General features: G+C 49.9%; 18 protein-coding genes. 13 read left to right on the top strand and 5 right to left on the bottom strand.

What is annotated here, in order from left to right:
- Positions 1 to 18: 18 nt before the first annotated feature.
- Positions 19 to 948 (top strand): NAD(P)/FAD-dependent oxidoreductase, encoded by a 930-nt coding sequence (locus tag NSQ73_RS15265; protein ID WP_340987110.1) that lies wholly within the window; start codon positions 19 to 21, stop codon positions 946 to 948.
- Here the strand turns inward: NSQ73_RS15265 and NSQ73_RS15260 are convergent.
- Positions 932 to 1711, bottom strand: a complete 780-nt coding sequence (locus tag NSQ73_RS15260) for an ankyrin repeat domain-containing protein (RefSeq protein WP_340987109.1) — start codon at positions 1709 to 1711, stop codon at positions 932 to 934. The genes NSQ73_RS15265 and NSQ73_RS15260 overlap by 17 nt on opposite strands.
- A 159-nt stretch (positions 1712 to 1870) precedes the next feature.
- On the opposite strand from NSQ73_RS15260, the gene NSQ73_RS15255 reads away from it, so the two are divergent.
- From NSQ73_RS15255 to NSQ73_RS15245, 3 genes are read left to right on the top strand one after another with little or no spacing between them, the layout of a single operon-like run.
- On the top strand, positions 1871 to 2626 hold the full coding sequence (locus NSQ73_RS15255; RefSeq protein ID WP_340987108.1) for a TetR/AcrR family transcriptional regulator: 756 nt from the start codon (positions 1871 to 1873) through the stop codon (positions 2624 to 2626).
- 27 nt (positions 2627 to 2653) lie between these two features.
- Positions 2654 to 3400, top strand: coding sequence for a type I methionyl aminopeptidase (map, locus tag NSQ73_RS15250; protein ID WP_076245909.1), 747 nt, complete (start codon positions 2654 to 2656; stop codon positions 3398 to 3400).
- A 23-nt stretch (positions 3401 to 3423) separates the two neighbouring features.
- Positions 3424 to 4170: a cyclase family protein gene (locus NSQ73_RS15245; RefSeq protein WP_340989284.1), complete on the top strand. Its 747-nt coding sequence runs from the start codon at positions 3424 to 3426 to the stop codon at positions 4168 to 4170.
- A 378-nt stretch (positions 4171 to 4548) separates the two neighbouring features.
- Here NSQ73_RS15245 and NSQ73_RS15240 read toward each other — a convergent pair whose 3' ends face one another.
- Both NSQ73_RS15240 and NSQ73_RS15235 read right to left on the bottom strand, forming a co-directional pair.
- Positions 4549 to 5835, bottom strand: coding sequence for an MFS transporter (locus NSQ73_RS15240; RefSeq protein ID WP_340987107.1), 1287 nt, complete (start codon positions 5833 to 5835; stop codon positions 4549 to 4551).
- 31 nt (positions 5836 to 5866) lie between these two features.
- The gene (locus tag NSQ73_RS15235; protein WP_340987106.1) at positions 5867 to 7915 is read right to left on the bottom strand and encodes a B12-binding domain-containing radical SAM protein; all 2049 of its coding nucleotides are present in this window, start codon (positions 7913 to 7915) and stop codon (positions 5867 to 5869) included.
- A gap of 561 nt (positions 7916 to 8476) precedes the next feature.
- Between NSQ73_RS15235 and NSQ73_RS15230 the strand changes: the two genes are divergently transcribed.
- Positions 8477 to 9565 carry an NAD(P)/FAD-dependent oxidoreductase gene (locus NSQ73_RS15230; protein ID WP_340987105.1) on the top strand — a complete coding sequence of 363 codons (1089 nt, stop codon included), beginning with the start codon at positions 8477 to 8479 and terminating at the stop codon, positions 9563 to 9565.
- Here the strand turns inward: NSQ73_RS15230 and NSQ73_RS15225 are convergent.
- Positions 9549 to 10460 carry a ketopantoate reductase family protein gene (locus tag NSQ73_RS15225; protein WP_340987104.1) on the bottom strand — a complete coding sequence of 304 codons (912 nt, stop codon included), beginning with the start codon at positions 10458 to 10460 and terminating at the stop codon, positions 9549 to 9551. The genes NSQ73_RS15230 and NSQ73_RS15225 overlap by 17 nt on opposite strands.
- 147 nt (positions 10461 to 10607) lie before the next feature.
- Between NSQ73_RS15225 and NSQ73_RS15220 the strand changes: the two genes are divergently transcribed.
- Complete coding sequence (locus NSQ73_RS15220) at positions 10608 to 11156, top strand: TetR/AcrR family transcriptional regulator (RefSeq protein WP_076246048.1); 549 nt, start codon at positions 10608 to 10610, stop codon at positions 11154 to 11156.
- Positions 11157 to 11340: 184 nt separating this feature from the next.
- Here the strand turns inward: NSQ73_RS15220 and NSQ73_RS15215 are convergent, their stop codons facing one another.
- Positions 11341 to 15066, bottom strand: coding sequence for a glycoside hydrolase family 9 protein (locus NSQ73_RS15215; RefSeq protein ID WP_340987102.1), 3726 nt, complete (start codon positions 15064 to 15066; stop codon positions 11341 to 11343).
- Between the two features lie 282 nt (positions 15067 to 15348).
- On the opposite strand from NSQ73_RS15215, the gene NSQ73_RS15210 reads away from it, so the two are divergent.
- The 7 genes from NSQ73_RS15210 (at position 15349) to NSQ73_RS15180 (ending at position 25731) form a co-directional block, all read left to right on the top strand.
- Positions 15349 to 17001 (top strand): response regulator transcription factor, encoded by a 1653-nt coding sequence (locus NSQ73_RS15210; RefSeq protein ID WP_340987101.1) that lies wholly within the window; start codon positions 15349 to 15351, stop codon positions 16999 to 17001.
- Entirely contained in the window at positions 16889 to 18724 is a 1836-nt protein-coding gene (locus tag NSQ73_RS15205) for a sensor histidine kinase (RefSeq protein ID WP_340989283.1), read from the top strand. Before NSQ73_RS15210 ends, NSQ73_RS15205 begins: the two co-directional genes overlap by 113 nt.
- A gap of 106 nt (positions 18725 to 18830) precedes the next feature.
- Positions 18831 to 19766, top strand: coding sequence for an ABC transporter permease (locus tag NSQ73_RS15200; RefSeq protein WP_216626735.1), 936 nt, complete (start codon positions 18831 to 18833; stop codon positions 19764 to 19766).
- 16 nt (positions 19767 to 19782) lie between these two features.
- Positions 19783 to 20694 (top strand): carbohydrate ABC transporter permease, encoded by a 912-nt coding sequence (locus tag NSQ73_RS15195; protein ID WP_042137408.1) that lies wholly within the window; start codon positions 19783 to 19785, stop codon positions 20692 to 20694.
- Between the two features lie 77 nt (positions 20695 to 20771).
- Complete coding sequence (locus NSQ73_RS15190) at positions 20772 to 22343, top strand: ABC transporter substrate-binding protein (RefSeq protein WP_340987100.1); 1572 nt, start codon at positions 20772 to 20774, stop codon at positions 22341 to 22343.
- 85 nt (positions 22344 to 22428) lie between these two features.
- The gene (locus NSQ73_RS15185; protein WP_340987099.1) at positions 22429 to 23532 is read left to right on the top strand and encodes a glycoside hydrolase family 88 protein; all 1104 of its coding nucleotides are present in this window, start codon (positions 22429 to 22431) and stop codon (positions 23530 to 23532) included.
- Positions 23533 to 23571: 39 nt separating this feature from the next.
- On the top strand, positions 23572 to 25731 hold the full coding sequence (locus NSQ73_RS15180) for a GH92 family glycosyl hydrolase (RefSeq protein ID WP_340989282.1): 2160 nt from the start codon (positions 23572 to 23574) through the stop codon (positions 25729 to 25731).
- The last annotated feature ends 29 nt before the right edge of the window (positions 25732 to 25760 follow it).

The raw sequence follows: 25760 nt of genomic DNA, 5'->3' as shown, positions 1-25760 counted from the left end.
TGAAGGAGGCTATTCATTATGGAGAAACATTATGTTGATGTGGCAATTATCGGCGGCGGACCGGCGGGTCTGAATGCCGCTTTGGTATTGGCGAGGGCGAAGAAAAAGGTAGTGGTGATTGATGAGGGGCGTCCACGCAATGCTGTAACTGGCGCGGTTCACGGGTTTATTACCCGTGATGGGATCACTCCGAAGGAGTTCAGGCGAATCGCACAAGAAGAGATTCTGGCCTATCCCACGGCATCATTCGTAGCGGATACAGTGATATCGATCGCAGGCACCAACGGTCAGTTTGAATTGAGCACGATGGAAGGACAAATGATAACAAGTAAAAAAATATTGTTTGCTGTCGGCATGAAGGATCAGCCGTTTTCTATTCCGGGCCTTAAGGAGGTATACGGAAAAAGCGCCTTCGTCTGCCCGTATTGTGACGGCTGGGAATTAAGGGATCAGCCGCTTGTCGTCATATCGAAGGGGACAGTCCTAATGCATTTCGCTCCGGTTGTTTCCGGATGGACAAGCCGGCTTACGGTTTGTACGAATGGTCCGGATGAACTGACCGAGGCTCAGCGCCAGGAGTTCCAGCACAATCATATTCCCTTGTTCGATTCACCGATCCGGCATATCGACTCGAAGGATGGTATCGTTCAACAAGTTGTATTGGAAGACGGGACGGTGATTCCAGCCAGGGGAATCTTTTTCAAACCTGAGCTGGCGATGGGCTCTGACCTTCCACGCACCATCGGATGCGAATTCACAGAAACAGGAGTACTCGCCGTTAATGAATCCGGACAAACAAATATCCCGGGCATTTATAGCGCCGGGGATGCAGCATCTATGATGCATCAGGCAATTGCTTCGGCTTCGGCCGGCTCATTTGTGGCTGCAGTCATGAATAATGAGCTGAATACAGAAGCTTGGCGGAGAAATATCAAAGAAGTCCGGTAGCGGATTTAGCATTCAGTCTGCGCAACCACTGTACCATACCTGTGGAGGCACTGCGCTGAGCAGCATCCAAGGGAGTGAGGCCGTCCCACACAGAAATCCAGTTTATATCCGCCTTCCGGTCGAGCAGGTATTCGGCAGCATCTCGTTGTCCACCGTGGCAAGCGCACCAGAAAGCGACGTTGACCTCGTCCGGAGGCGATGAGTGTCCCGCTCCCCAAGGGTATTGCTGTGAGAGCGGGTCTCCGGCAAAATGAACTTTCATAGCATCTACCAGACCCAACGCAGCTGCATGCCAAAGAGCAGCTTTGGCTCCACGCTCAATTAATCTATGTGCTGCCCGCCATTGCGCGAATGCCACTGCGTCGTCCAGCGGCGCTCCGCCGGCTATGACGGCGCCGGATGCCTCGATGTCAGCACCGGAATCGAGGAGGAGATCAAGCACTTCGACATCATCGCAGCTCGCAGCCCAATGAAGCGGGGTCTCGCTGTGCGGTCCAGTAAAACGGGCATTCACCTCAGCACCGGCATCAATCAACAGTGCAATTGTTACTGTATTGTTAGGGAAATGTCCGGGCCAATCAGTTGCAATATGCAGCATGGAACGCAATTCTCCGTTCCTTACAATTCTTGAGGCGGCCAACCCGGGATTCTCTTCAAGCAGCAGCTTCAGCAACGGGATATCGCCGGTATGAATCGCTGTAATTACCGAAATACCCAGCGAATGGTCCTCTGGAATGTAAGCTATGTTCTTCTCATCACTCATGATTAGAATGCCTCCCGTTCATAGGTATATCGCGACGGACTCCTTCACTAATCATACTTCATATGTATAGCCAACTTCAAAAAGATACTTGTTATTCCCGTGCCGATGTTTTATATTGACATAACAGCAGGTCAAAAATAAAAGAGGTGGATGGACGAGATGACTCCACGCACGAAGGAACAAAATGAGGATATCCGGCTGCGCCGGCTGGCGCAGATCCGCAAAGCCGCAGCCGATGTGTTTTTGGATAAAGGGCCATTACTGGAAATCCGCGATGTGGCCGCGCAGGCGGGACTCGGGTATGGTACGGTATATCACTATTACAGCAATAAAGGCGATTTGCTCAACGATCTGCTATGGGACGCGCTAGACCGGGCCGGGGGATGGATGGGTGCCCAGCGGGAGGCACCGGGCATAATCCCATTGGAGGTCCTACGCGATTCTACTTCAGTGGAGGCAACGGCGGGCAGACATATGGGGTTGGCTGCTGTGGCAGATACCGTGAGCACGGGAGCCTCGGATTCCTTAAGCGGCAGCGGTGAAACGGCCGGTGCCGTAGAGTTTGACCCCGCCACCGCCAGCGTCCGGCTGCTGCAGCTTTGGTCGGAGGACCATGCTTTATACCTGCTGTATAAGCAGGCAGGTGAAGGGTTTGCTTCGCTGCCCGAAGCCCGTTCCTCCCCGCTCTCGGCCGCCTTTCTCCAGGAGGTGCTCACACCGTTTGCCGCCCTGCTGGAAACGGGGAGCGCGGCGGAGGGGGCTGCCGCTTCCGGCGGAAACGCAGCGGAATCACCGGATAAGCTGCAGCGAGCGGAAATGCTGCTGGCCGCCATGACCGGGTGCGCCTCACTTTCGCTTCGCCGCGGGAAGCTGCACGAGGAGGCCGGGGAGATCGTCCGGCTTCTGAAATTCTAGCATGGATAAGGAGCGAATAAATCAAAGATGATTATTCTAAAATCACCCCGAGAAATCGAAGAGATGAAACAGGCGGGTCAAATCGTGGCGGATTGCTACCGCGCGGTGGCCAGCCTGATCGAACCTGGGATTACCACCCAAGAAATCAATGACTTTGTAGCCAGGCACATTACCAAGCTGGGCGGCAAGCAGTTTACGAAAGGTTATAACGGGTTCCCCGCAGAAACCTGTATTTCGATTAACGATGTGGTGGCACACGGCATTCCTTCGAATCGGGCGGTTATGGACGGTGACTTGCTGAAGCTCGACATCGTCGCGGAATACGGCGGATGGTTCGGCGATTCGTGCGTGAGCTATGCGGTGGGCAACATCCGGCCGGAGGCGCAGCAATTAATGAAGGTAACGAAGGAATGTCTGGACCTGGGGATCGCCCGGGCGGTTCCCGGAGGCCGGCTCGGCGATATCACATCGGCGATTCAACAACACGCGGAAGCGAACGGTTATTCCGTTGTGCGTGATCTGCTGGCGCACGGGATCGGGCGGAGCCTGCACGAAGAGCCGAGCTACGAGCATATCGGCATCGCCGGCAAAGGCATCCGGTTAAAGGAAGGCATGGTATTTACCATTGAACCCATGATCAACGAAGGTACGTACCGCATCACGATTGACGATGATGAGTGGACGGCAAGAACAGCAGACGGCAAGCTGTCGGCGCAATATGAGCATACGATCGCAATCACGGCGGACGGACCGCTGATTCTGACTGCCCAGTAAGTGTTATTAGAACTTAATAACCGATTAACGTTAATCAGGGTGAACTTGTACTATGCCCAAAGAAACTACAGGAGAGTGTTATTATTTCAAAATACGTCGAAATCGGTTACCCGATTTATGCTGGAATGCCGGTTTTTCCAGGGCTGCCAGAAGTGAAATTAGATCCTCGTGAGCGCTTGAGTAAAGGAGACGAATGGAACGGAAGTGTATTAACCATTTATCTTCATGCGGGTACCCATGTTGATGCACCGTGGCATCATTTGAATAACGGTAAGGGCATAGATGCTGTTCCAATTGAAGACTTCATCTACAGAAGCCCGCTATTAATTGACTGCCCGCTGGGCGCTGACGGTTTCATTACAACCGCTATGCTTGAGGCGTACGAAGAGCTTCATGAGGCAGATATTCTAATCTTCAATACTGGCTATTGGAAATACAGGGATACGGATTTCGAAAGATACGCCAATCATTTCCCGGCCGTCTCTCCGGAAGCTGCCGAATACATCCGGACGAAGCTGCCAAACTGCAAAGCCGTAGCTATTGATACCTTAAGCATTGAAAATATGGCGGAAGCCAAAAAAACCGGCTTTTTTGTCCACCATGCCTTTTTAGACCATGAGAAGTATAAAGAGCCGACAATGCTAATTTATGAAGACATTAATCCAGCGCCGTTAATTGATAAAAAACTCATTTCCGCCTTCGCAGCACCCCTTCGTATTAAAGACCATGACGCTTCTATTATTAATATCATTGTTGAAGTAGAAGCTTGATCGATTATGAAAAACTGGTGAAGCTTACTGCTAAAATAAAGACTGTATACTCGTAAATGAGTTGCAGTCTTTATTTTGTTTACCGAGGAACTTGGGATTCTCAAAAACCGTTAAGTCTGAATATTAGTATATCAATCACTCAGCTTGTATTTATGTAGAGTTGACCAGACCAGACCAGACCCTAGCAACAATAATTGTGGCAAATGGTTGAGTGATGAATGGCAGTAACGCAATGCAGACTGGTTTCAGCTGAACTGGTATTCAACGAAATATTTGAATGAAATAAAAAACCTGGCCCGGCAGGTTTTACCGGTCCTACCGGCATGACTGGACTTACCGGCGTACCGGGTCACGAAGAGATGCAAATATGTAGATTACTTATACCGACTGACTGGTCTGAGGTGATGGGGACGACTGTGGAGCCTGGATGTCGAGGCTGCGCAGATGATGATTGGTCAGCCCGATGATCAGACAAACGGCGAACAAGGCAGCGGCAAGACCGAAGCATACTTCCACGCCGATTCTGTCAGCCAGAATACCTACTCCGCCATAGGTTAACGGGATGGAGATGTTAAAGGCCATGGAGCTGATGCTGTTGACACGCCCCCGAAGCGGAGACGGAACCAGCAGCTGGAACAAGGTGCTCATCGGGATCACCGTGACTGTTACGCCAAAGCCCAGGATCAAGTTGCCGAAGCAAGCCGGCCAGAGAGCGGAAGATAAGGCGATCACACACATGCCAAGGCCTTGAACCCCAAGGCCGCAGGAGAACCAGACACCAATTCTCCGGGGAGACCTGCTGCCGACGAACAGTCCACCCAGAAGCAGCCCCACAGCTATAGCTGCATTGAAAATACCAAGCTCGCCGGAACCGCCTTCCAGCAGCTCACCGATCAGCATGGGGGGAAGCACATTGCTTGGCCCTAAGGCAATATTGCTGAGTGTACCGAGAAGGATAAGCACGAGCATGGCCGTTTGTCCCCGCAGCCATTGCCAGCCCTCGCCGATTTCCGCGAAGATGGACAAGCCGGTGGCGGCACGGGAATTCATCCCGACCTTGCCGCGTTGCTTAATTTGCTGGATCAGAGCAAGCGAGATGATAAAGGTTACCGCATCCACAATCACAGCCCCTGAATTTCCGATAGAGGCCACCAATATTCCACCCGCAACTGTTCCGAGAATACGGGTGATTTGCAGGGAAACGGACAGCAGTGAATTGGCTGAGATGAGATAGGTTTTATCCGCGATGAGCTCAGGCAGGAAGGAGCTCTGCGAGGTAGCAAACAGATTGCCCATAATCGATAAGCCAACTGTGATCAGATAGATATGCAGCAGATGAAGCTGCCCGGTGAGCATGAGTACAGCAAGGGTTACGGTGAGCAGAGCCTGAGCGGCATCGGCGATCTGCATCAGAATCTTTTTGTTCAAGCGGTCTACCCAGGCGCCAATGAATAAACCTAGTATCATTTCCGGCAGGAACTTGGCAACAATGACCAGCCCCACCTGGAGCGAGGAGCCGGTGATCGAGTACACGAGCCAGCTGATAGCCAGATTGTATAAGGAATCCCCGAAGACGGAGCTGGCACGGGCCAGCCATAGATAGCGGAAATCGGCATTATGTTTTAACAGGAGTCTGTAATTAGGTTTGCTGGTTGCGGGGTTCAAGGAATAGCACACCTCCTTCATAAAGCGATCTTCAAGCTTCTGCTGCCGGTAACCGTTTCAGCCGCAGAAACTGGTTCGAGATACAGTGTTGCCATAGCTCAGTATGGAACTCATGCTGCGCCGATTGCTGCAGCAGCTCTGTCAAACTTAAGCCAGGCACGAAATTCCACAAAAACTCGATCATGGGTACAGGAAACGGAAAAAGAGTGCCATCCCGACGGACGAACAGCTGCTGCTCTTTGGGCTGCGGGTAACTGGAGCAATCCGGGTTCCATTGCCCGAGAAGTTCTGTTATATTTTGCGCGGTGACTGCCTTACCTTCGCATTCGGATCTGTCAAGGATGTTATCCAGGTTCTTTTTGTTAAAAAGCTTGTGGACCGGAAGGTAATAATGTCCCTTTAGAAGGTGTCCGTTTAATTCCAAAATTGAGTTCTCGTTAGCTGCCGTCTGAGTTGTCCCGCTGATGACCTGGAGAACCTTGTTCCCAAACCGGTCGTGATAGAACATCGAATGCGCAGTATCCACTCCCCCCACCCAGGGACGGTCAAACAGGTTGCTTCTGAGGGATGCTTTGGCCTCTGTCAGCTCCTTCGGTCCCCAACGCGAAGTGTTGGCAAGCAAGTGCGTTTGCTCACTGTAATGCAGCCTCCAGGCGACATCTTCGCCCTCAAAAGGCCGGAGATCCTGAATGCCGAAGCGCTCCGGTTCTTTGGCAATAATGGCACCTTTGGTTAAGACGAACTGGCCAAGCCCGCCAAAAGTCCAGTGCCTGCTGTTATGCTGCAAAAAATCAACTGAACTCAGGGCATCGTCAACCGTTTCCGTAGGAAATCCGGTAAAGCCCATAATTTGTACGCCGATGCCGGCTTCGCTGAACATTTGGATTGTTTCCTGCAGCCGGTCCACCTTGGTTCCTTTATTAATCAGATTCAATATCCGCTGGTTGCCGGATTCAAATCCGACCGAGATGGCGGTACATCCGCTTTGCTGAAGCAACGCGCAGCGTTCCGGTGTCCAGTATTCCTCTAACCGGATCTCCGCTCCCCAGCGGATGTCGAGTCCTTCTTCCAGAATCGCTGCCGCCAGCTTAAGCAGCAGGGCCGGAGATAACACGTCCACTGAGAAGTAGATATATTTGTAGGTGACGGCGAGCGTCCTCAAATCTTCCATAATCTTATCCAGCGGGTATTGCCGCCAGGGACTGGTAGGCGAATCGGTATTTAAGCCGTAATCACAAAAGGTGCACCGGTTCCAATAACATCCCCGCGAAGGAGAATAGTAAATGAAAGGAAAGGGGGATAAGTATTTCTCCCAGGGCAGCTTGCTGTACTCCGGCACCGGAAAGGAGCAGATATCTTCGTATTTGATTTCCAGAGCGGAGGCACCATGCACCGCCTGGTACCGGGGATGCAGTGCAATATTCGGTGACGCAGGCAGCGGTTTATGGTGCTTCAATGCCTGGAGGATAGAGACCAGTGCACTTTCACCTTCGCCGATAATGCAGGCATCTGCAGAGTCAAATACAGCATAGAAATCGCTTTTGTTCAAAATATATTTCCAGTAATCTGAGACGGCAGTCCCGCCAAATATAATCCGGATTTCCGGGCAGCTCTCCCGGATGTGCTGCGCCATGCTGAGCGCGAAAGGAAGCTGGGCGACATAGGTGATGCTGATCCCGACGAGGGAATAACCGCCAGTGATGATGCCGGGAATCAATTCGTTCCTGAAATAGTCGGTGAAAGGTCCGGAGATCACTCCGGTAATTCGGGTATCGCGCATATCCATGGAGTTAAATACATTGAAGAATCCGCTGGTGGCTAAGCTGAACCCTCTGAATTGCCCCGGGAAGCCCTTTAGAGATAAGGCATCCATCCAGAGCATTACAGTCTCAACGGCGCTGGTATACAGCCTGTAGTCAAAAAATTCTGTTTCATCACGGAAAGTATGCAGCGCGGCTGGCAGCGCCCCGGCAAAATTCATGCCTTGTACTTTGAGCGCGTAATAAAGCTCCATCTGTTCAATGGGCGTAGGTTGTTCCAGTGCCTGAAGCTGCGCGGTCCGTTCATTTATATATTGCATTGTTCTTCCAATTTGCCCAGGCGTTACGGTATACAGCCAGGAGTCTATATTACTATCAATAATATCAATATCTTCAAAGCCGAATTGCCGCGCATAGCCCGCCAAGCAACATAGGCTGTGATAACCTGAAGTAGGATCGCTGACCGGAGGGTATATTAGCGCAGTTTTTACCATTCCAAAACCTCCATTATGAAGAGAATTCCTCCTCATTGGAAGATTCAATGAGGAGGATGGGCTGCGGAGAGTTACTTAGTGAATGTTATTGACGTTGTTCTGGCGTGTAACATCGTTATCAGATGCTTCGGTAACTTCCAAAATCGCTGCAAGCAGCTCTTTTTCTTCCTTTTTCATGTAAATTCACCTCCTTTAGCTAATTAAAGAGATTATATGCTATAAAATACCACTAGACCTATGAGTTAGCAGATTGACGATGAAATTAATTACAGATAAACTATTAAATTGGGTATTTCTGTGTAAAATCGCTCAAGCCTAAATGAATACTCACTCTGCTGTTACGGGAAGAATGTATGCAAGAGAATGTCTGGAAGGAGTGAGCTCTAGATGAAAGTTGCAATCATGGGGGCAGGAATATCGGGGCTTGCCTGTGCCATTACACTTGAGAAGCATGGAATAGAACCCGTAATTTTTGAGAGCCGCAGTATGATTGGAGACCGGTTTGTGAATGCCGAAGTGCTGCTCTCCATGTTCACCCGTCCCGTTAACGACAGTATCGCTTACTTATCGGAGCAATACGGTATATATCTTCATCCGGCTGCCGGCATTTCAAAGTTTACATTTTATTCGAAGCATGAGCAGGCTATTCTGGAAGGGCAGCTAGGCTTCACGAACATTCGTGGAAGACATAAGAATTCTTATGAAGCACAGCTGGGGAGGCAGGTTAAGTCAAAAATCCATTATAGATCTGACAAAACATATGAGGAACTGCTTGCAGACTATACGCATGTGGTGCTTGCAACGGGGGACAGCGATTACGCGAAGAAAACCCGCAATTTCAGGGAAGATCTGACGGTTTCGGTCAAAGGAGCAACGGTTGAGGGCCAATTCGATCCGTATGAGGTTAAGGCTTGGCTGGATTACGACCTCGCACCTTTCGGATACGGATACCTGATTCCCTTCTCGGAGAAAGAGGCTAACCTTGTCATTGCCATTCCTGATCTCCCTGAGATGAATACCGGTATAGAAACTCTATGGGAGCGTTATTATCTCAAGGTACAAGCGGAACTCCAGCAAGCGCTGCCCATCACAGACCAATTCCAAATCACCGGTTACCCCCTAGGGGTATGTCACTCCGGCAGGATCGGCAATACATTTTATGTCGGTAATTGCTTTGGGGCAATGATGCCGTTCATGGGGTTCGGACAGCATGCCTCCTGGATGACAGGGATTTATGCCGCCCGGGATTTATGCGGTTTGGGTAATTATGAGGAGCTTACCAAGCCGATCAGAGAGAGTTATGAGAACTCGATTGTCTTGCGCAGAACGATGGAGCATCTCTCGGATGAGATCCTGGATCTAATTATCCGTAATCTCGACAGCTACTTGGGCAAAAAATTGCTAACAAGCCCAAACCTTAATCCTTTAAAAATAGCAAGTTATCTGCTTCGTCCCTATATTAAGCTGAAGAGCTAACTTTTTGGCTTAAGAGCTTCAATAAATCGTTCCTCAGCTGCACAATTTCCCTGTTTGCACTATCCGCGTAATCCGGCAGCAGCATATCCCGTACCATATTAGTCCGTAGCCATAGCATAAAGAAAAAATCCAAAATCAGGTTTGGGCATAAAAGCATAAATTTAAATACAGATGGATGAATAGCAACACCAGCTTGTTGGATGGCCCTTAAATACGTTTTTAAGGTGACTGTTATTTGGTGTGCCGTTTGTCTGGTTCTGACTGTTTTTTCGTCAATAATCTTATGGTCAGAGTGTAAACTACTAAGCAATGCAATGTCCGATACGGAATGTGTTATGAGATAAGCTCTCATATCCTTATTGATTGCGTAGGGAAGCTTCGCTGTTGTCAATAATTGTGCAAGGTTATTTACACGTTCTGTCACTGAACCGTTGATTTCTCCAAATGTAGTAGCGAAAAGCATCTTTGGCGGAAACCGGGCATACAAAATCCCCTCTTTAATCTGTCCGCCAGCCCCGGGAAAAGCCGGTAAAAGTCTGTCTCCCACAATATCCAGCCACGAAGCAAATCCAATTGAATTATTAGTCATGGTAACAATATTTTTGCTTTGATTGTCTTTGAGTGCTAACAACGCGGATTCGGCTTGATCGTAACGAACGGTTACAAAAATAAAATCATATACATCATCATTTTCAAGCTTATCGATGACTTTTACCTGTACCGCTTTAACGGCACCTTTCTCATTATATTGCAGGCCTTTCTCTTTCAAGGCTGTAAACCGGTTAGAACGTGCAAACAGAGTAACATCCACCCCCGCTTCCAAGAATTTGATTGCATACGCGCTCCCTATAACACCTGCACCAAAAATCAAAATTCTATTTTGTTTTACTGGCATAATAATCCCCCTATTTTTTTAACATTCAGGTATTGACTATCCAACAACGTGTTGTATGATGTGATCATAAATCTTTAGTCTTCCCTCATCAACCATCAGTTTTTCAGGATGTGTCGGATGATAAGCTTGTCTGAGAAGGAGTATGAAATGAAAAAACAGCCCGAAATCACGGAAAAAACGAGACAAAATTTCATAGATGTTTTTTGTGAGCTGTATAGCCAAAAGCCGATTGAAAAAATCTCGGTGCAAGAGATTGCGAAGAAGTCGGGATATAACCGCAGCACCTTTTATCAATACTTCACTGATATTTACGAATTGTTGGACTCTGTTGAGAATGATTTGTTGAATTACATCAAAGAAGAGTTGGCGAATAAAAAGCTGGCTGCCTATACTGTTCAGGATGCGCTTCATTGTCTGGAAAACCAGGAATATCTCTCGGTCCTCAAGGCCCTCCTGGGTGATTATGGCAGTATCCATTTTATTGAACGCTTGAAAAGAGAAATGATCCTGGATAGATTGGATTTAAACGTTCCGCACAACGATTCCTTAAAGCCATACCTGATTGAGTTTCAGATCTCAACCTCACTTTCTCTGCTTCGTCTATGGCTTCAGCGGGAAAAGGATTTACCGCCGGAAGAATTCCACAGGTTAGTGGACAACCTATATACAGCGGGGGTAACGGCCTATTCGAATTAATGACTGTGCTCAGGCCAATTGGACAGCAAGCAGAGTGGCTCCAGGCACTATTGAATGTAAAAATAAACCTCTCCTTTGAAATGGTTGTGTGGAAACTCCATTTGACTAAAAGAGAGGTTTCTTAATTTGTTTTTTTAAGATTGTTGATACACACACGATGATCCTACTCCAAAAAAGGGGCTTATTAGCTACCCCAACCAACTATAGGGCCGCTCAGAATCTCTGTACTTATGGCATCCGTAAACGTATCGGTGGTGTGGAAGTAGTAGGAATGCTGGCCGGGAGGAAGCTTGGTCGTGTATTGATAGACTCTGCCGTCAACATAGTTAGTGTCACCTGGATTAGCAGGCTGCATGATCCGGACAACGCCGTCCAAGACCAGCTCCATGGCAAATGGGTCCTGATTGTCCGCATCGGTATAAGTGACTGTGAAAGTATACTCGGTCTGTGGCGTGCCTTCTGTATGATTTACGCCTCCTGAAGTTAACGTTGGCGCACTTCCGCTGACCTGATTGGTCGCCTTAATTTCATCAATCAGCATTTCACCGGCAGTGACACTATTTTGTTTCAGCCAAATGGACATCTTCAGCGCCTTTTTATCAATGGCCGGACTAAGTGCATTCAGATCAAATTGCAGATCGCTCCAGTCCGCTGGAACCTCTACCCAGCCTCCGGTCAGATTGTACGTTCTTTTGCCGTCATTAATTTCAATCCGGGTTCTGAGGTCAGGCGAGGCCGGATTCTTAAGCGTAAGATTCAAATACCGGTAGCCGCTCAGATCGACCACATCGTTCCACGGCTGGAATTTAGCCGCTGAAGTCACACTTGCCGGAGTCTGGGCGAATTTGCCGGCTGAACGTCCGTCTACTGTAAGCTTGGTGAACGTTCCTGTGCCGCCATTCTGATTATACCAGTTGACCCAGGTCGTGTTGGCCGCAGAACCACCCCAGAATCCGCCTCCTCCAAAATCATCATATAACAGCGGAGTGGAGGGGTCCGGCAACGCGGGAGCAACGGTGTAATGAGTCGAGCTGTAGGTGTATCCGCCGGAAGAGTCCTTCGCTCGAACATCTACTCTCCGGTTGGTATAGGGCAAGGATTGGCTCTCATCGATAACCGCAGCGTACACCGCACCGCTTACAGTTGAATATACATTACCGGAAACCGTCATCGGCTGATAAGGCAATCCGGCTGCCGCATACTCTACCTGGCTCAGACCATCCCCGGCCTCAGCAAAAACAGTTACATCTCCGCGGACCCATTCTCCAATCACCGGAGAGAGTAGCGGCAAGGCGGGCGGCTTCGCTGTGTTGTCTGCACCTGTTCCCGGAGTTGCACTAAGTCCCATAACTGTATATAGGAGTCCTGCCTGAATACTGATACTGAACTCGTTATACCGCCACTGATTCGTATCATCCAGATAGAGGGAACGGTCCTCGTACCAGGGGCTTATACTGGTTCGATTCTTAGGATCTTTCATATTCGGTCCGCTGACCATGGCGCCGGGGAAGATAATCCCGGTATCACCCGCAGTATTGGAATCCTCATTGTAGCGGGTATGCGGGAACATTACATGATGGGTGCCAATGCCGGAGACCCAGCTGATATTCCACGGATTTTCTCCGAACAGCCAATACATACCTTTTACCACCGCCTCCAGTGCTGCCGGGTCACCGAATAATTCATAGTACCGCAGCAGGTCCCCCAAATAAGAAGCATGAGGTTCGTTTACGCCGAAGTTTTTGAACTGGTTCAGTACACCATACGGGGTATCATCTGAAGTGGAGAGGAAGAAATCCGCTTGCCCTTTTAACAAACTGTGAATATGAGACTGTGTTGAGGCATCGGCCACCGGGTAGAACTCGGCCATGGACATTGGACTCATATCCCAATAGTTCGTGGATGAAATGTCACCCAGCGTTAAGGCGTTGATTGTAGTTGAAGCTGCATTCCTATACTGGTTATCGCCGGTCAGCAAGTACAGCTCCACATCAGCGAGCAGCTTGGAATTGGGGATGCCTCCTCTGGTGGAGTAGGAGCCTATTGGACCGTCAGGATGGGCAACCACATAATCATAAAAGATTACAGCTGCGCTCTCGCATTGGTCGGCAAAATCCGTGAGTTCTGCAATCCGGGCTGACGAGATGTCGCCTTCGTTAACCGCTGTGCGGATCGCGCGCGCTGTGGCTGCCAGTGTACCCGCTGACTTGGCTGAGCCGCCGACGCTTAAATCGGTCAGCTTCCGGTCATCCGCTGTGCCGGAGATGTTGTCGGTAGATTTCTCCGGGTGTACAAAAGAAGCATTGTTCCTGAGATTATACATTTCCCCGCCAAGCTGATCCGCGAACTTGATGAGATATTCGCTGCCGAAGACAGCTTCATCTACCAGGTCCGGGATGCCATTGCTGTCGTTATCGTACTTCACGCTGTCTTTGTCCGCATAACGCGTATAAGCAAGTGCAATCTCCGCGCCGACCCATTGGTTACCGCCATATTTGCCGTAATCACCGGCATCGTACCAGCTGCCTGTCAGATCATAATGGTTCAGGCCGTCCGCAGACTGGGCATCATCCAGGTGTCCCGCGACATGGTAGAGCTTGGCGGAAGGAGCTACACTGCTGTAACCCTCAGGATAGGCATCACTGGTGGCTACTGAGGCACGCAGAAGACGGTAGAAGGCAGTCATTTCATCCTTGTATTGATCCCACAGGTTAGGTCTGATTTCAAAAGGATATGAATATTGCTGATTACTTCGCACCCTGTAGTTGTTCCCGGCATCCGTGACGGAGGAGAAACCGATAGAATAGACATGCTTATTCCAATAGAAGCCCTCGTAAGTCATGGTACCTGAAGACACGACATTAGCTCCATCTAATATTTCATAAGTGGCATCTGTGACGGTTGTAGTTGAGATGAATTTGGCGTTCTTGATATCGTCTGCACTGTAGCCGGCTTGGCTCACTACAATATCAACCACAGAAGAGGAATTGGTTACGCTCATATTGTGAATTCCGGTCTTGACTTCATTCGAAGTCGTATCTGTGGTGCGGAAATAGTAGGAATGGGCTCCCGCCGGAAGCTTGGTCATGAACCTGTAATCTTTTCCATCCGTGTAGGTTACATCAGCTTGATCGGTTTCGCGCATAGTATAGGCCGTGTCATCAATGATCACCTGGACGGCATAAGGCGCCTCGTTATCCGGGTCGGTATAAGTGGCATCGAAGGTAAAATTAGTGTTCTGGTTATAGCTGCCATCTGTATCCGCACTCATCACAGCCGGGCTTAACTGAGGCGCGGTACCGCCGGAGGCCGTGGTAAACACGATATCATCGATCAGCATTTCCCCGTAAGTCCCGCCGGCTTGTCTAAGCCACACCTCCAGTTTGACTTTCTCCTTCTGAATCTTGGGCGACAGGGCATCCAGATCAAACTGCAGGCTGGTCCAGGTATCCGTTGCAGATACATAACCGCCGGTAAGATTGTAATTGGTGATGCCATCGCTTATGACAACACGAATGAGTGACTGGGCATAACCTGCATTTTGCAAAGACAGATTCATATAACGGTAGCCCGAGAGGTCAAAGGTCTCGTTCATCGGCTGAAACTTGGCCCAGGAGGTGGAGGAGCCTGGGGTTTGTGTGAACTTTCCAATCGTGCGGGTGCCTTGGACCGTCTTGGTGAAAGTACCGCTGCCCCCGTTCTGATTGTACCAGTTCGTCCAATTTTGTTTGAACAGCCCGCCGCCGGCAAAATCATCATACAGAAGAGGGTGGCCGGGTCCCGGCAAGGGGTTAACCGCTGCTGCGGCAGGCCGGGGAGACAGAGCGACAGTACTTATGATCAACAACAGACTGAGGCATACCGGTAATAACTTTTTGAGTCTCCCGGGGAATAGGCTTGATCTGAACATCTGTTTAACCTCCTCATAGTCGGATAGTGTGAACCCTAATCTCCTTTCCTCTTTTATGTAAACGCTTGCAAAAAGAGCATAAAAGAGTTACTATCACTAATCGATGATGAATTACGGGAAATATGTGATCTATACTAGGGCTGTAACGGCTTCAAACCTATGAAACAGAGATCTTTCTAAGCCTGGCGGTCAACAATCCTGATATAGATCACACAAAAGATGAAATAGATCATCTACCGGAATTTGCAGCGAGTGTACTGTGATACAAAAGGGGGGAGCATCATGTATAAAATTCTCGTGGTAGACGATGAGCCGAGAGTGAGTGCGGGAATCAAGAACTTCCTGCTCGCTTCGGATATGAACATCACTTATGTTGAAACGGCAATCAATGGGTTCGAAGCGATTGATTATTTGCGGATGGACCGCTTTGATCTGGTGCTGACCGATATACAGATGGGCCGGATGAGCGGAATTGAATTAATGGAGAATATCTATATGGAGCAGTGGAATGTCCCGGTGATTGTCATTTCCGCCCATGAGAAGTTTGATTTCGCCAAAAAATCGCTCCGGCTGGGGGCAAAGGATTATCTGGTCAAGCCGGTAGAGCGAACAGAGCTGCTGCGGGTAGTCCGCAAAGCGTTAACCCAGAAAGAGCTTCCGGGAAAAAGCCTTGAGGCGGACAGCAGGCCGGTACAGGACCAGTCCAGGCGCAATGAGTGGCTGATGGAGCTGGTTACAGAGCGGAATCTGACCCGGAAGGATATTGAAGATGTGACCAGTGAACTGGGAGAGCTATTACAAGGACAATTCTTCGGCGTGATCTCCAGCCGCATTGATTATAGCCAGGCCGGCTTCAGCCAACAGAAGGTCACTCTGCATGACCGCAAATTATTGAAATATGCGGCGATTAATATTATGAATGAAACCTTAATGGAGTGGAATGGTTTGACCTTCAACGGCTTCGGCCATTCGATCATCAGCATTATCCAGTTATCTGCCGAAGAAATGGGCGATCCCCGGGTTAGAGTACACTCGCAGATCCATATGATCGGGCAGATGATCGCCATGAATATGAAGCAGTATCTGAATGTGGAGGCAACGATCGGCCTCAGCACTTTAGGCGGAGATGTATTAATGCTCCCCAGGCTGATGGAAGAAGCAGACACTGCGGCGGAGTGGACCAAAGTCCATCCCGGACAAAGGGTCTTCTATTATCACGATATAGCCGTGCAGGACAATCTGAGTATGGTGGTCTGGATGAGCAAGGTCAGTGAATTCATGGAGCAGATGAAATCAGCGGTAGAATCCGCAGGGGACGTGAATCCGCAAAGCATCCTTGGCCAGCTGCCGGTGTCTGAACAGTCACAGGAGGTCACGAACAGCTATTGCGGGATGCTGATCTACCGGATTTACGGGCTGCTGGTCGAATACGGACAGGGGAACGGGGTTTCCCTCTATGATTTCAACCCGGATATGGTGTTCCAGGGACTTAGCGGACAGCAGAAGCTGGAACGGCTGCACCGGTACATTGAAGATTCGGTTGCTTTTTTGCAGCAGCTCTCTAAGGCCAGAGATCAGAACGTCATCTCGCGGATTACCAGCTACATCCAGAAGAATTACCGTAATCCGGCGCTGAAAATCCAGGATATTTCCGAGGAGGTTCATTTCAGCGCAGCTCACTTGGGTTATATTTTCAAACGTGATATGAAAACCAACCTCTGGGATTATGTGACGGCCCTGCGGATGGAAGAGGCCCGGCGGCTGATGATTACCACGGACAAGAAACGGTATGAAATCGCCTTTGCAGTAGGGTATGAGTCGCCTGAGCACTTCAGCCGGATGTTCAAGAGAATGCTGGGGCTCACACCGGCAGAATTCCGCAAGCAAGCCAGAGGAGGGAACCGGACTGAAGCTGAAACTGAAACTGAAGCATAAAGTCACCCTGGCATTCCTCGTATTGATTGTCCTGCCCTTTATAGTAGTAGGCTGGATTTCAGCTTATGTGGCTGTAGACACCATCAAGGAAGAAGTCGGCAGTACAACACTCCAGCTGGTTAAACAAAATCATGTGACGATAGACAAAACCATATCCGCGATCAATGACAGGACGGTCACACTGCTGGATAATCACTTTTTCAGTAATCCGGCGGGGTACAGCTTCTGGACCGGAATTGACACGTTGAATGAAATCCAGCAGGCCGATAATATTCTGGAGAGCTGGTCTACCGGGGGCACGGAATATGCAATTTATATGAGAAATATTGAGCGTAGAGATACGCCTTTTGATCTTTCCCATAAGACGAAGGGATTCAAGTATTTGGATAATGACTCCGGCGTGTTGCCTGACGCTATGGTAAGCAACATGGATGTCAGCGGCGGCGGGGCACTGCGCATTACGCTTGCAGAGACCGGTGAGCAAACAATCTCGTTCATGCGCAGTATCCTCAATCCCCGGGATTATAATGAGGCCATCGGCCTGCTGGTGGTCAACAAGGTAGAGGTGCTTTTAACCCGGGATATGGTATCTGTTGAGGTGCCGTCTGCTGCCGGTATCTTTTTATTCAACGACAAGGATGAGCTGTTAATGTCCGCAGGTTCAGGCAGCATTTCACTGGCCGAGATTGACAGGAATATCGGACCTGCGGCGCCTTACGGCTTCACCTTTGCGGAAGAAGGCGGGGAAGAGTGGCTCTATGCCTATTCGGACAGCCCGAAATTCCACACCAGATTATTGTACAAAATCCCCTTAGCGTCCATTACCGGTAAACAAATCTGGCTGCAGAATATGCTCGTCATTATCTCCGTCGTTTTTTTAGCATTTGTCCTCACGTTTGTGCTCTATTTAGTACGGCTTGTCGTTAAGCCCGTAGTGAAGCTCGTCTCGGTTATGAAAATTTATGAACCCGGCAAAACGCTGTCATGGACGGAGGAGCCGCTCAGGCATGACGAGTTCGGCATTCTATATGGATCATTTGTGAAAATGACCAAAAGGCTGGATTATTCGATTGAAGAAAATTATGTGATGCAGCTGAAACAAAAGGAGTATGAGCTGCTGATGCTCCAATCCCAGATCACGCCCCATTATCTGTACAATACCCTGGATTCGATTTACTGGTACGCGCTGGATAGCGGAAATACCGAGGTTGGCGAAATGGTCCGTGACTTGTCCATGCTGCTGCGTATCGGCCTCAGTAAAGGCCGGAAAATGATTACAGCCGGGGAAGAGCTGGAGCATGCCCAGGCCTATACACGGCTGCAAGAGAAACGCTACCCTGACACCTTCGGGGTCTGCTGGCAGATTGATGAAACATTGAGAGGCTATGAAACTCCCAAAGTCATTATTCAGCCTCTGATCGAAAATGCCATTATTCATGGCGTGCGCGGAATGGATGGGGAAGGAGAGATACGGGTATCTGCCGTTCAAAGTGAAGATACCCTCCGCTTCATTGTAGAGGACAACGGGCATCTGCCTGTAGATCCGGATGAACTCTCTGCCATTATGCAGGAAGAGCATAGTCCGAAGGGATACGGCATCAGAAATGTGCATCAGCGGATCCAGCTCCATTACGGGGAGGCGTATGGTTTGACCTATGAACGAAGCGATGAGGGGTGGACACGGGCAATCATCACCCTGCCTTTGCGCAAGCCTCCCGAATAAGGTACTACCGGCTATGGGCGTTTAAAAGATCACGTTTTTACGGGAATGCATCATCGTAGCCGTGTAGAGATGGTTCTATAATAAGTCCATGAAAGGAGTAATGGACATGACTAGAGCCACTGGATTCTCAAGATTTATCCATGCCATGTGGAAGTACAAGGCGCTGACACTAATGATGCTGCCGGCCGTTCTTGTCCTTCTGGCGCACAGCTATCTGCCGATGTTCGGTATATTCATTGCGTTCAAGAATGTGAATTACATTGACGGAATTTGGGGGAGTCCATGGGTAGGATTTGATAACTTCAAATTCCTGTTCTCCTCGGGGGATATGTGGAGAATTGTAAGAAACACGCTGCTGTACAGCTTGACCTTTATGATACTGAACCTAGTGCTGTCGGTATCGATCGCGGTGGCCATCAATGAGATCCGGCGGCGGTTTCTGGCAAAAGCTTATCAAAGCTTCATTATCCTGCCGCACTTCCTGTCAATGGTAGTAGTGAGTTATCTCGTATACGCTTTCCTGCAGCCGGATCATGGCTTCATCAATGCCACCGTTCTCAAAGCTTTCGGGCAGGATGCGGTGTTCTGGTATTCGGAGAAGGAATACTGGCCTTATATCCTGGTGTTCGTGAACGCCTGGAAGCATGCCGGCTTCGGTGCTGTAATCTACATTGCGGCGATCGCCGGAATTGACCCCGAATACTATGAGGCTGCACTTATCGACGGGGCTTCCAAGTGGAAGCAGATTACGAACATTACGATTCCTTTTATCCGGCCGGTCATTATCATTATGACGATTCTGTCGATGGGAAGTATCTTCAGTTCAGACTTCGGGCTGTTCTTCCAGGTTCCCATGAACTCAGGGGCATTGTATCCGGTAACGGATACCGTGGATACGTATGTATACCGGGCCTTGATGCAATTAAATGATATCGGGATGTCCTCGGCCACGGCGCTTGTTCAATCGGTGGTTGGGTTCATCATGGTGATCGCAACCAATAGCGCGGTCAGACAAATTGACCGGGAACAGGCATTATTCTAAATAAAGGAGAACAATCATGGCCAACGACTCCGGCAGCCGCATCGGCGGAATTTCTGTAGCTTCCAGTTTAATTTTAAACATTGCTTTTGTAATCCTCTCACTAATCTGCTTTTTGCCTGTTCTGCTAGTCATTATTGTATCCTTCACAGACGGACAGTCCATTCTGACTCAGGGGTACAGCTTTGTTCCGGATAAATGGTCGTTGATTGCCTACGAATCCATCTTTAAGGATTTTCAGACGATTCTGTCGGGCTACCGGGTGAGCTTTACCATAACCATTCTTGGCACAGCGCTCAGTGTACTGCTCATGGCACTGTATGCCTATCCCATTTCACGTGCGGATTATCCGTTCCGTAATGCATTTACGTTCTTTTTGTTCTTCACGATGTTGTTTAACGGCGGGATGGTCAGCAGATATTTAATCTATACTCAGGTGCTGCATATCAAGGACTCCTATATGGCGCTGATCTTGCCCATGCTGATTGTGCCATTCAACGTAATTATTATGCGGACCTTTTTCCAGACGACCATTCATCCTGCAGTGATTGAATCGGCAAGAATTGACGGTGCGGGTGAGCTTAGAATCTTCCTGCGGATCGTTCTGCCGCTCTCGTTGCCTGTCCTGGCGACCATGGCTTTGTTCAGCACTATCGGTTATTGGAACGACTGGTTCAATGCGCTGCTGTATATCAGCAGTGAGGACAAATATCCGCTCCAGTATTTGATGATGCGTGTCCTCAATGACGTGCAGTATCTGCGCAATAACGTAGAGCTGGCCGCCCAGAATCCAACGATGATGAAGAACCTGCCGAATGAATCCTTACAGATGGCAATGGCCGTCATAGGAATGGGGCCGATTCTGATCGCGTACCCTTTCTTTCAGAAATATTTTGTCAAAGGCCTCACAGTAGGGGCTGTTAAGGGCTAAAGCAGCGGTGGAACCGGCAAGCAGCCTATTCTGTCTGCCGTTCTATATATAAGCTTAATCATTTAGGGAGGGTTAATATGAAAAAGTTAAAAGGGCGCAAACCGCTATTCACAGCGATTATTCTGGTTCTTGCGTTATCCTTGCAGGCATGCTCTGGCGGTAATAACGGGGGTACTTCTGAACCGGCAGCATCAAAAGGCACGGAGAGCACGAGTACTGCGGCACCTGCTGACAGTCCGGAATCACTGAAGCCTTACGAGGTGTCGATTATCTACTTCGGTGCGCCGCAGCGGGATGATGCGCTGGTGGAAGCCAAGCTCAGTGAATATTTCAAAGAGAAATTCAATGCCACTGTTGATCTTCAGCCGATTGCCTCCAGCGAATACAAGCAGAAGACCGAGCTGATGTTAAATGCCGGTGAACCGATGGATCTTGTATTCACAGCCTCATGGCTTAATTTCTTCGGTAATGTCTCTAAGGGCGCCTTCCTGGATCTGGATGATCTGCTGGCCAAATACGGGCAGGGCATCTCGGAGAACCTGAACCCGATCTACCTGGAGGCTCCGCGCTACAAAGGGAAGCTGTATGGGATTCCCACAAACAAAGAGATTACCCAGGGCAAGGCCTACACTTACCGGAAAGATATAGTCGACAAATATAGTATCCCTATTGAGGATATTAAGACGATGTCAGACTTTGAACCCTGGTTCAAGCTGCTGAAGGAGAAAGAGCCGGCATTGATTCTGGATTTCATTAAGGAGTCGGGTGAAGGCATGATGTATGAGACACGCTCGAACTTCCGCGTTATCGGGCCGACGCCTAACAAGATTCCTTTGTTCTTATATGACTATACGAATACAGATAACATCCAGATAAAGTCGGTTGTTGATCCGGAAATCTCATCGATTGCTAAAGCGGAATATGAGCTGAACCGCAGCTATTATGAGAAGGGTTACATCAATAGCGATGCAGCTACAACAACGACTGACATCGGTGATTTAAGAAAACAGGGTAAAATCTGGATGCAGCAGGCCGTCTGGAAGCCGGGGGCTGATATTGAACTGAAAATTGCCACCGACAATAAATATGATTTCGTCTCTAAGGTTATTGAAGAGCCTATTGTAACCACGGACCTTGCCGCCGGATCGATGTTCTCCATCTCCCGCACCTCCAAAGATCCTGAGCGGGCCATGATGGTATTAAATGCGCTGCATACTGATCCTTATGCCGTGAACCTGTTCGTTAACGGAATTGAAGGCACCCACTATAAGAAGATTAGCGAGAACCGCATCGAGCCGATTGCCGATTCCGGATATGGCACCAGCGCCCTGTTCTGGGTGATTGGTAATCAGCTCATCAATTATCTCAAGCCGGGTCAGCCTGATGATTTGTATTCAAGCTGGAAGGAATTCAACAATGAGGCCAAACGTTCACCGCTGTTAGGGTTCGTATTCGATGAATCATCCGTCAAGAACGAGATTACTCAGCTTACCTCGGTCATTGGCGAATACCGGGCCGCAAGCACGGGGGCTATTCCTGACCCTGCCAAAATGCTTGAGGAAAGAAATGAGAAATTAAAGAAGGCCGGCATTGAGAAGGTCCAAACAGAATTGCAGACCCAAATTGATGCCTGGAAAGCAGCTCAATAATTAACAGATTGAAGCATGGCAGGAGGTCTGTTGTTTCAGGGCGTCCTGCCATTTAATTGTACAAGAGAAAAGGAGACCATACACGATGGAGACTTGGATCAATGAGGCCTGGGATTATTCCCTGGGCAAATTAAGCACCACGCGCCACAGAATCGGAGCAACCTTCCCTAATGCCTCTTACGGCGGAAAATATGATGCGCGTGACCCCGATTGCTGGACCAACGGGTTCTGGCCCGGAATCCTGTGGCTGGCTTATCGTGCTACCGGCGATGAGGAATACCGGAGTATCGCCGAGAACTGTGAAGAACAGCTGGATGCGCCTCTTCAGGAATACGAGCAGCTCCATCATGATAACGGATTCCTCTGGAGTCTGTCAGCGGTGGCCGACTACAAGCTCACCGGCAATATGCTGTCCAGAAGAAGAGGGCTGATCGCTGCCAGCCATTTAGCCAGCCGCTTTAATCTTAAAGGGCATTTCATCCGTGCCTGGCTGTATGAAGGCAGTGAAGGCCTGGCTATTATAGATTGCATGATGAATCTTGGCTTACTGTACTGGGCCAGCGAAGAGCTTAAGGACCCGCGGTACCGGCATATAGCCGCTGCACATTCTGAGATGGCGCTCCGCGAATTCATCCGTCAGGATGGCTCGGTGCACCATATCGTCCGCTTCGATCCCGGAACGGGAGAGCGGATAGAAGCGCTTGGCGGACAAGGGTATAGCCCGGATTCCGCCTGGTCCCGCGGTTCGGCCTGGGCGATTTACGGATTCGCTATAGGGTACCGCTATACGCGCGACATCCGGTTTTTGGATGCGGCCAAAGCGGCTGCAGATTATTTCGCCGCACAATTGCCGGAGGATCTTGTGCCACCGTGGGATTTCCGGGCACCTGAAGAACAGCTATGGGCCAAAGATTCAACAGCTGCGGCCTGCGCAGCCAGCGGAATGCTGGAAATTGCCTTTCTGCTGGAAGGTGAAGAAGCAGCGCGCTACCGGAAGCTCGGCGCGGCAATAACGGAATCGCTGTTCCGTCATTACACGCCGGAGGACCCGGCGGAAGAAGCGTTGATTACCAAGGGGACCGGCAGCTTCCCGTCCAATGCCGAAGTAGAGGTGCCAATCATTTACGGCGACTTTTACTTTCTGGAAGCCTTGCTGAAGTTAAAGGGCGAGAGCGAAATCTTTTGGTAGAGGGAAGGCTTTACCGGCAATGAAGGAGGTACAACGTTGATGAGAAGAAGAGTGGATTATGTCGATCCGTTTATAGGTGTGGATGGGGAAAACAATTGTCTGTGCGGGCCTTATCTGCCGGGCAGCATCGTAAGGCTTGGCCCGGATACGCTGCCGCCGCAGCTATCCCACGGCTACGACAGTTCGAGGCCGATTATCCGATTCAGCCATACGCATGTCAGCGGAACGGGAGGCGGAGGCCGTTACGGCAATGTGGGCTTCACCCCTTATACCGGCATGCAGCGGTTCCATATTGATCCTTACCTTAAGGAGAATGAGCAGGCCGAAGCAGGATATTACAGCGTGCGATTAATGCCCGCTGCCATACAGGCTGAATTGACCAGCACAGCGCGCACAGGCATCCACCGTTACAGCTTCAAGGCCGGGGATGCTGCCAACCTGCTGATTGATGCCGGAGCAGTAATTCAGGTAGGCGGAGATGAGCCGGGGAAGACTACCGGCGTCTCCACGGGCGGTTACCTTGAAGTAATATCGGAGTACGAGATTGCAGGCCGTTCCGACCTGCGCGGGGGCTGGGGGCATGAGTTCCCTTATTCCGTCTACTTCTATATCCGCTTCGATCAGCCGATGAAGAGCAGCCTGCTGGCAGACGCCGGCGGAGTACGGCGCAGCCCGTCTGTGGATGGTCCGAATTGTAAAGCTTCCCTTAGCTTCGGTGACTGCAAAGTTCTGGTGGCGAAGACAGGCATTTCTTATGTAAGTGTCGGCAAGGCCAGAGCCAGTGTGGACCGGGAAGCGTCTGCCGGATTCGATGAAATCCGGCAAGCGGCCGGCGGCATCTGGGAAGATAAACTCAGCAGAGTCACGGTGGAAGGGGGTAGCGAGGAGCATACGCGGCTGTTCTATACCCTGATGACCCGGCTGTTCTGTATGCCGAGTGACTTGGGAGTAGACGACGAGAACTTCGCCTGGGAATCCGGGGTCCGGCACTTCACTGATCTGTATGCACTGTGGGATAGCGTCCGAAATGCCAACTCGTTGATTACACTGCTCGACCCGCAGCTTGAAGCAGATATCCTCAATTGTCTGCTGGATATCGCGGATCATACCGGCTGGCTGCCGGACGCCTGGATTATGGGACATAGCGCGATGATTCAAGGAGGAAGCTCCGCAGATGTGCTGTTCTGTGAAGCGGCGCTTAAGAAGCTTGAGGGAATAGATTATGTTAAAGCCCTGAAGCAAATGCGCAAGAATAATGAGGTTACGTCCCCGGACACCTGGCTCTATGGCCGTCACCTGAAGGATTATCATTCCCTGGGGTACTTGTCGACGGATGTGAAGAAGAACTGTGTATCCCGTCATATGGAGTATACCTATCAGGACTGGTGTATCGGCCGGTTGGCCGAGGTTCTTGGTCAAGAGGAGACGGCTGAGACGTACTATGCAAGCTCGGAGAAGCTATGGAACCTATGGCGGGAGGATCTCCAATGCTTTGCGCCCCGGCTTCCGGGCGGGGAATGGGCAGAGTCCTTCGACCCCTTATCCTGCCTGCCGGATTCCTGGAATGATCCTTACTTCTACGAAGGAACCAGCCTGCAATGGTCGTTCAGCACGCATCATGACTTTCATGGACTGGTCGAACGGCATGGGGGGACAGAAGCTTTTATCAGGCATTTAGACCGTTTTTTTGACGGCGGATTCTATAACTCCAAAGAAACCATGCTGCATATTCCCTATTTATATATTTATGCGGGAAGACCCGACCGGGCGGCTGACCGGGTCCGGGAATGTCTGGAGACATACTTCAGGGCTGAACGTGACGGATTGGGTGATAACGAAGATATGGGCTGTCAGAGTGCCTTTTTCATCTGTTCAGCTATGGGGTTGTACCCTTTGATGGGTCAGGACATCTATTTCCTCGTTCCACCGTTGTTCAATAAGGTAACCCTGCTGCTGGGAGCGAAGGAGACTCCTGTTCCTCTGACGATCGAGACTCAGGGTGAATGCAGCGGGTCCGGCAACCGGTATATCCTGTCTGCTTACATCAACGGCAAGGAATTGAACCGTGCCTGGGTCCGCCATGAAGAAATCGCCGGAGGAGGCACGCTTCTGCTGGAGCTTGGCTCTGAAGCCGGAGACTGGGGAAGCATGATTCCACCTTCCCCGCTCAAGGAATGGGAACAGCGCACAAAGTCATAAAAGGCGAACCGATGGCTGAAGGAGAGAAT

The sequence above is a fragment of the Paenibacillus sp. FSL R10-2736 genome, from assembly GCF_038000245.1.
Taxonomy (GTDB): Bacteria; Bacillota; Bacilli; order Paenibacillales; family Paenibacillaceae; genus Paenibacillus_AQ; species Paenibacillus_AQ phytohabitans.
Note: the sequence above shows the minus strand (reverse complement) of the source record. Positions and strands in the feature narration are given on the sequence as shown.

Excerpts from the sequence above, each read along its gene's own strand:
- NSQ73_RS15265 (WP_340987110.1), top strand. The coding sequence starts at position 19 with ATGGAGAAACATTATGTTGATGTGGCAATTATCGGCGGCGGACCGGCG.
- NSQ73_RS15260 (WP_340987109.1), bottom strand. The coding sequence starts at position 1,711 with ATGAGTGATGAGAAGAACATAGCTTACATTCCAGAGGACCATTCGCTG.
- NSQ73_RS15255 (WP_340987108.1), top strand. The coding sequence starts at position 1,871 with ATGACTCCACGCACGAAGGAACAAAATGAGGATATCCGGCTGCGCCGG.
- map (WP_076245909.1), top strand. The coding sequence starts at position 2,654 with ATGATTATTCTAAAATCACCCCGAGAAATCGAAGAGATGAAACAGGCG.
- NSQ73_RS15235 (WP_340987106.1), bottom strand. The coding sequence starts at position 7,915 with ATGCAATATATAAATGAACGGACCGCGCAGCTTCAGGCACTGGAACAA.
- NSQ73_RS15230 (WP_340987105.1), top strand. The coding sequence starts at position 8,477 with ATGAAAGTTGCAATCATGGGGGCAGGAATATCGGGGCTTGCCTGTGCC.
- NSQ73_RS15225 (WP_340987104.1), bottom strand. The coding sequence starts at position 10,460 with ATGCCAGTAAAACAAAATAGAATTTTGATTTTTGGTGCAGGTGTTATA.
- NSQ73_RS15220 (WP_076246048.1), top strand. The coding sequence starts at position 10,608 with ATGAAAAAACAGCCCGAAATCACGGAAAAAACGAGACAAAATTTCATA.
- NSQ73_RS15215 (WP_340987102.1), bottom strand. The coding sequence starts at position 15,066 with ATGTTCAGATCAAGCCTATTCCCCGGGAGACTCAAAAAGTTATTACCG.
- NSQ73_RS15210 (WP_340987101.1), top strand. The coding sequence starts at position 15,349 with ATGTATAAAATTCTCGTGGTAGACGATGAGCCGAGAGTGAGTGCGGGA.
- NSQ73_RS15200 (WP_216626735.1), top strand. The coding sequence starts at position 18,831 with ATGACTAGAGCCACTGGATTCTCAAGATTTATCCATGCCATGTGGAAG.
- NSQ73_RS15195 (WP_042137408.1), top strand. The coding sequence starts at position 19,783 with ATGGCCAACGACTCCGGCAGCCGCATCGGCGGAATTTCTGTAGCTTCC.
- NSQ73_RS15190 (WP_340987100.1), top strand. The coding sequence starts at position 20,772 with ATGAAAAAGTTAAAAGGGCGCAAACCGCTATTCACAGCGATTATTCTG.
- NSQ73_RS15185 (WP_340987099.1), top strand. The coding sequence starts at position 22,429 with ATGGAGACTTGGATCAATGAGGCCTGGGATTATTCCCTGGGCAAATTA.
- NSQ73_RS15180 (WP_340989282.1), top strand. The coding sequence starts at position 23,572 with ATGAGAAGAAGAGTGGATTATGTCGATCCGTTTATAGGTGTGGATGGG.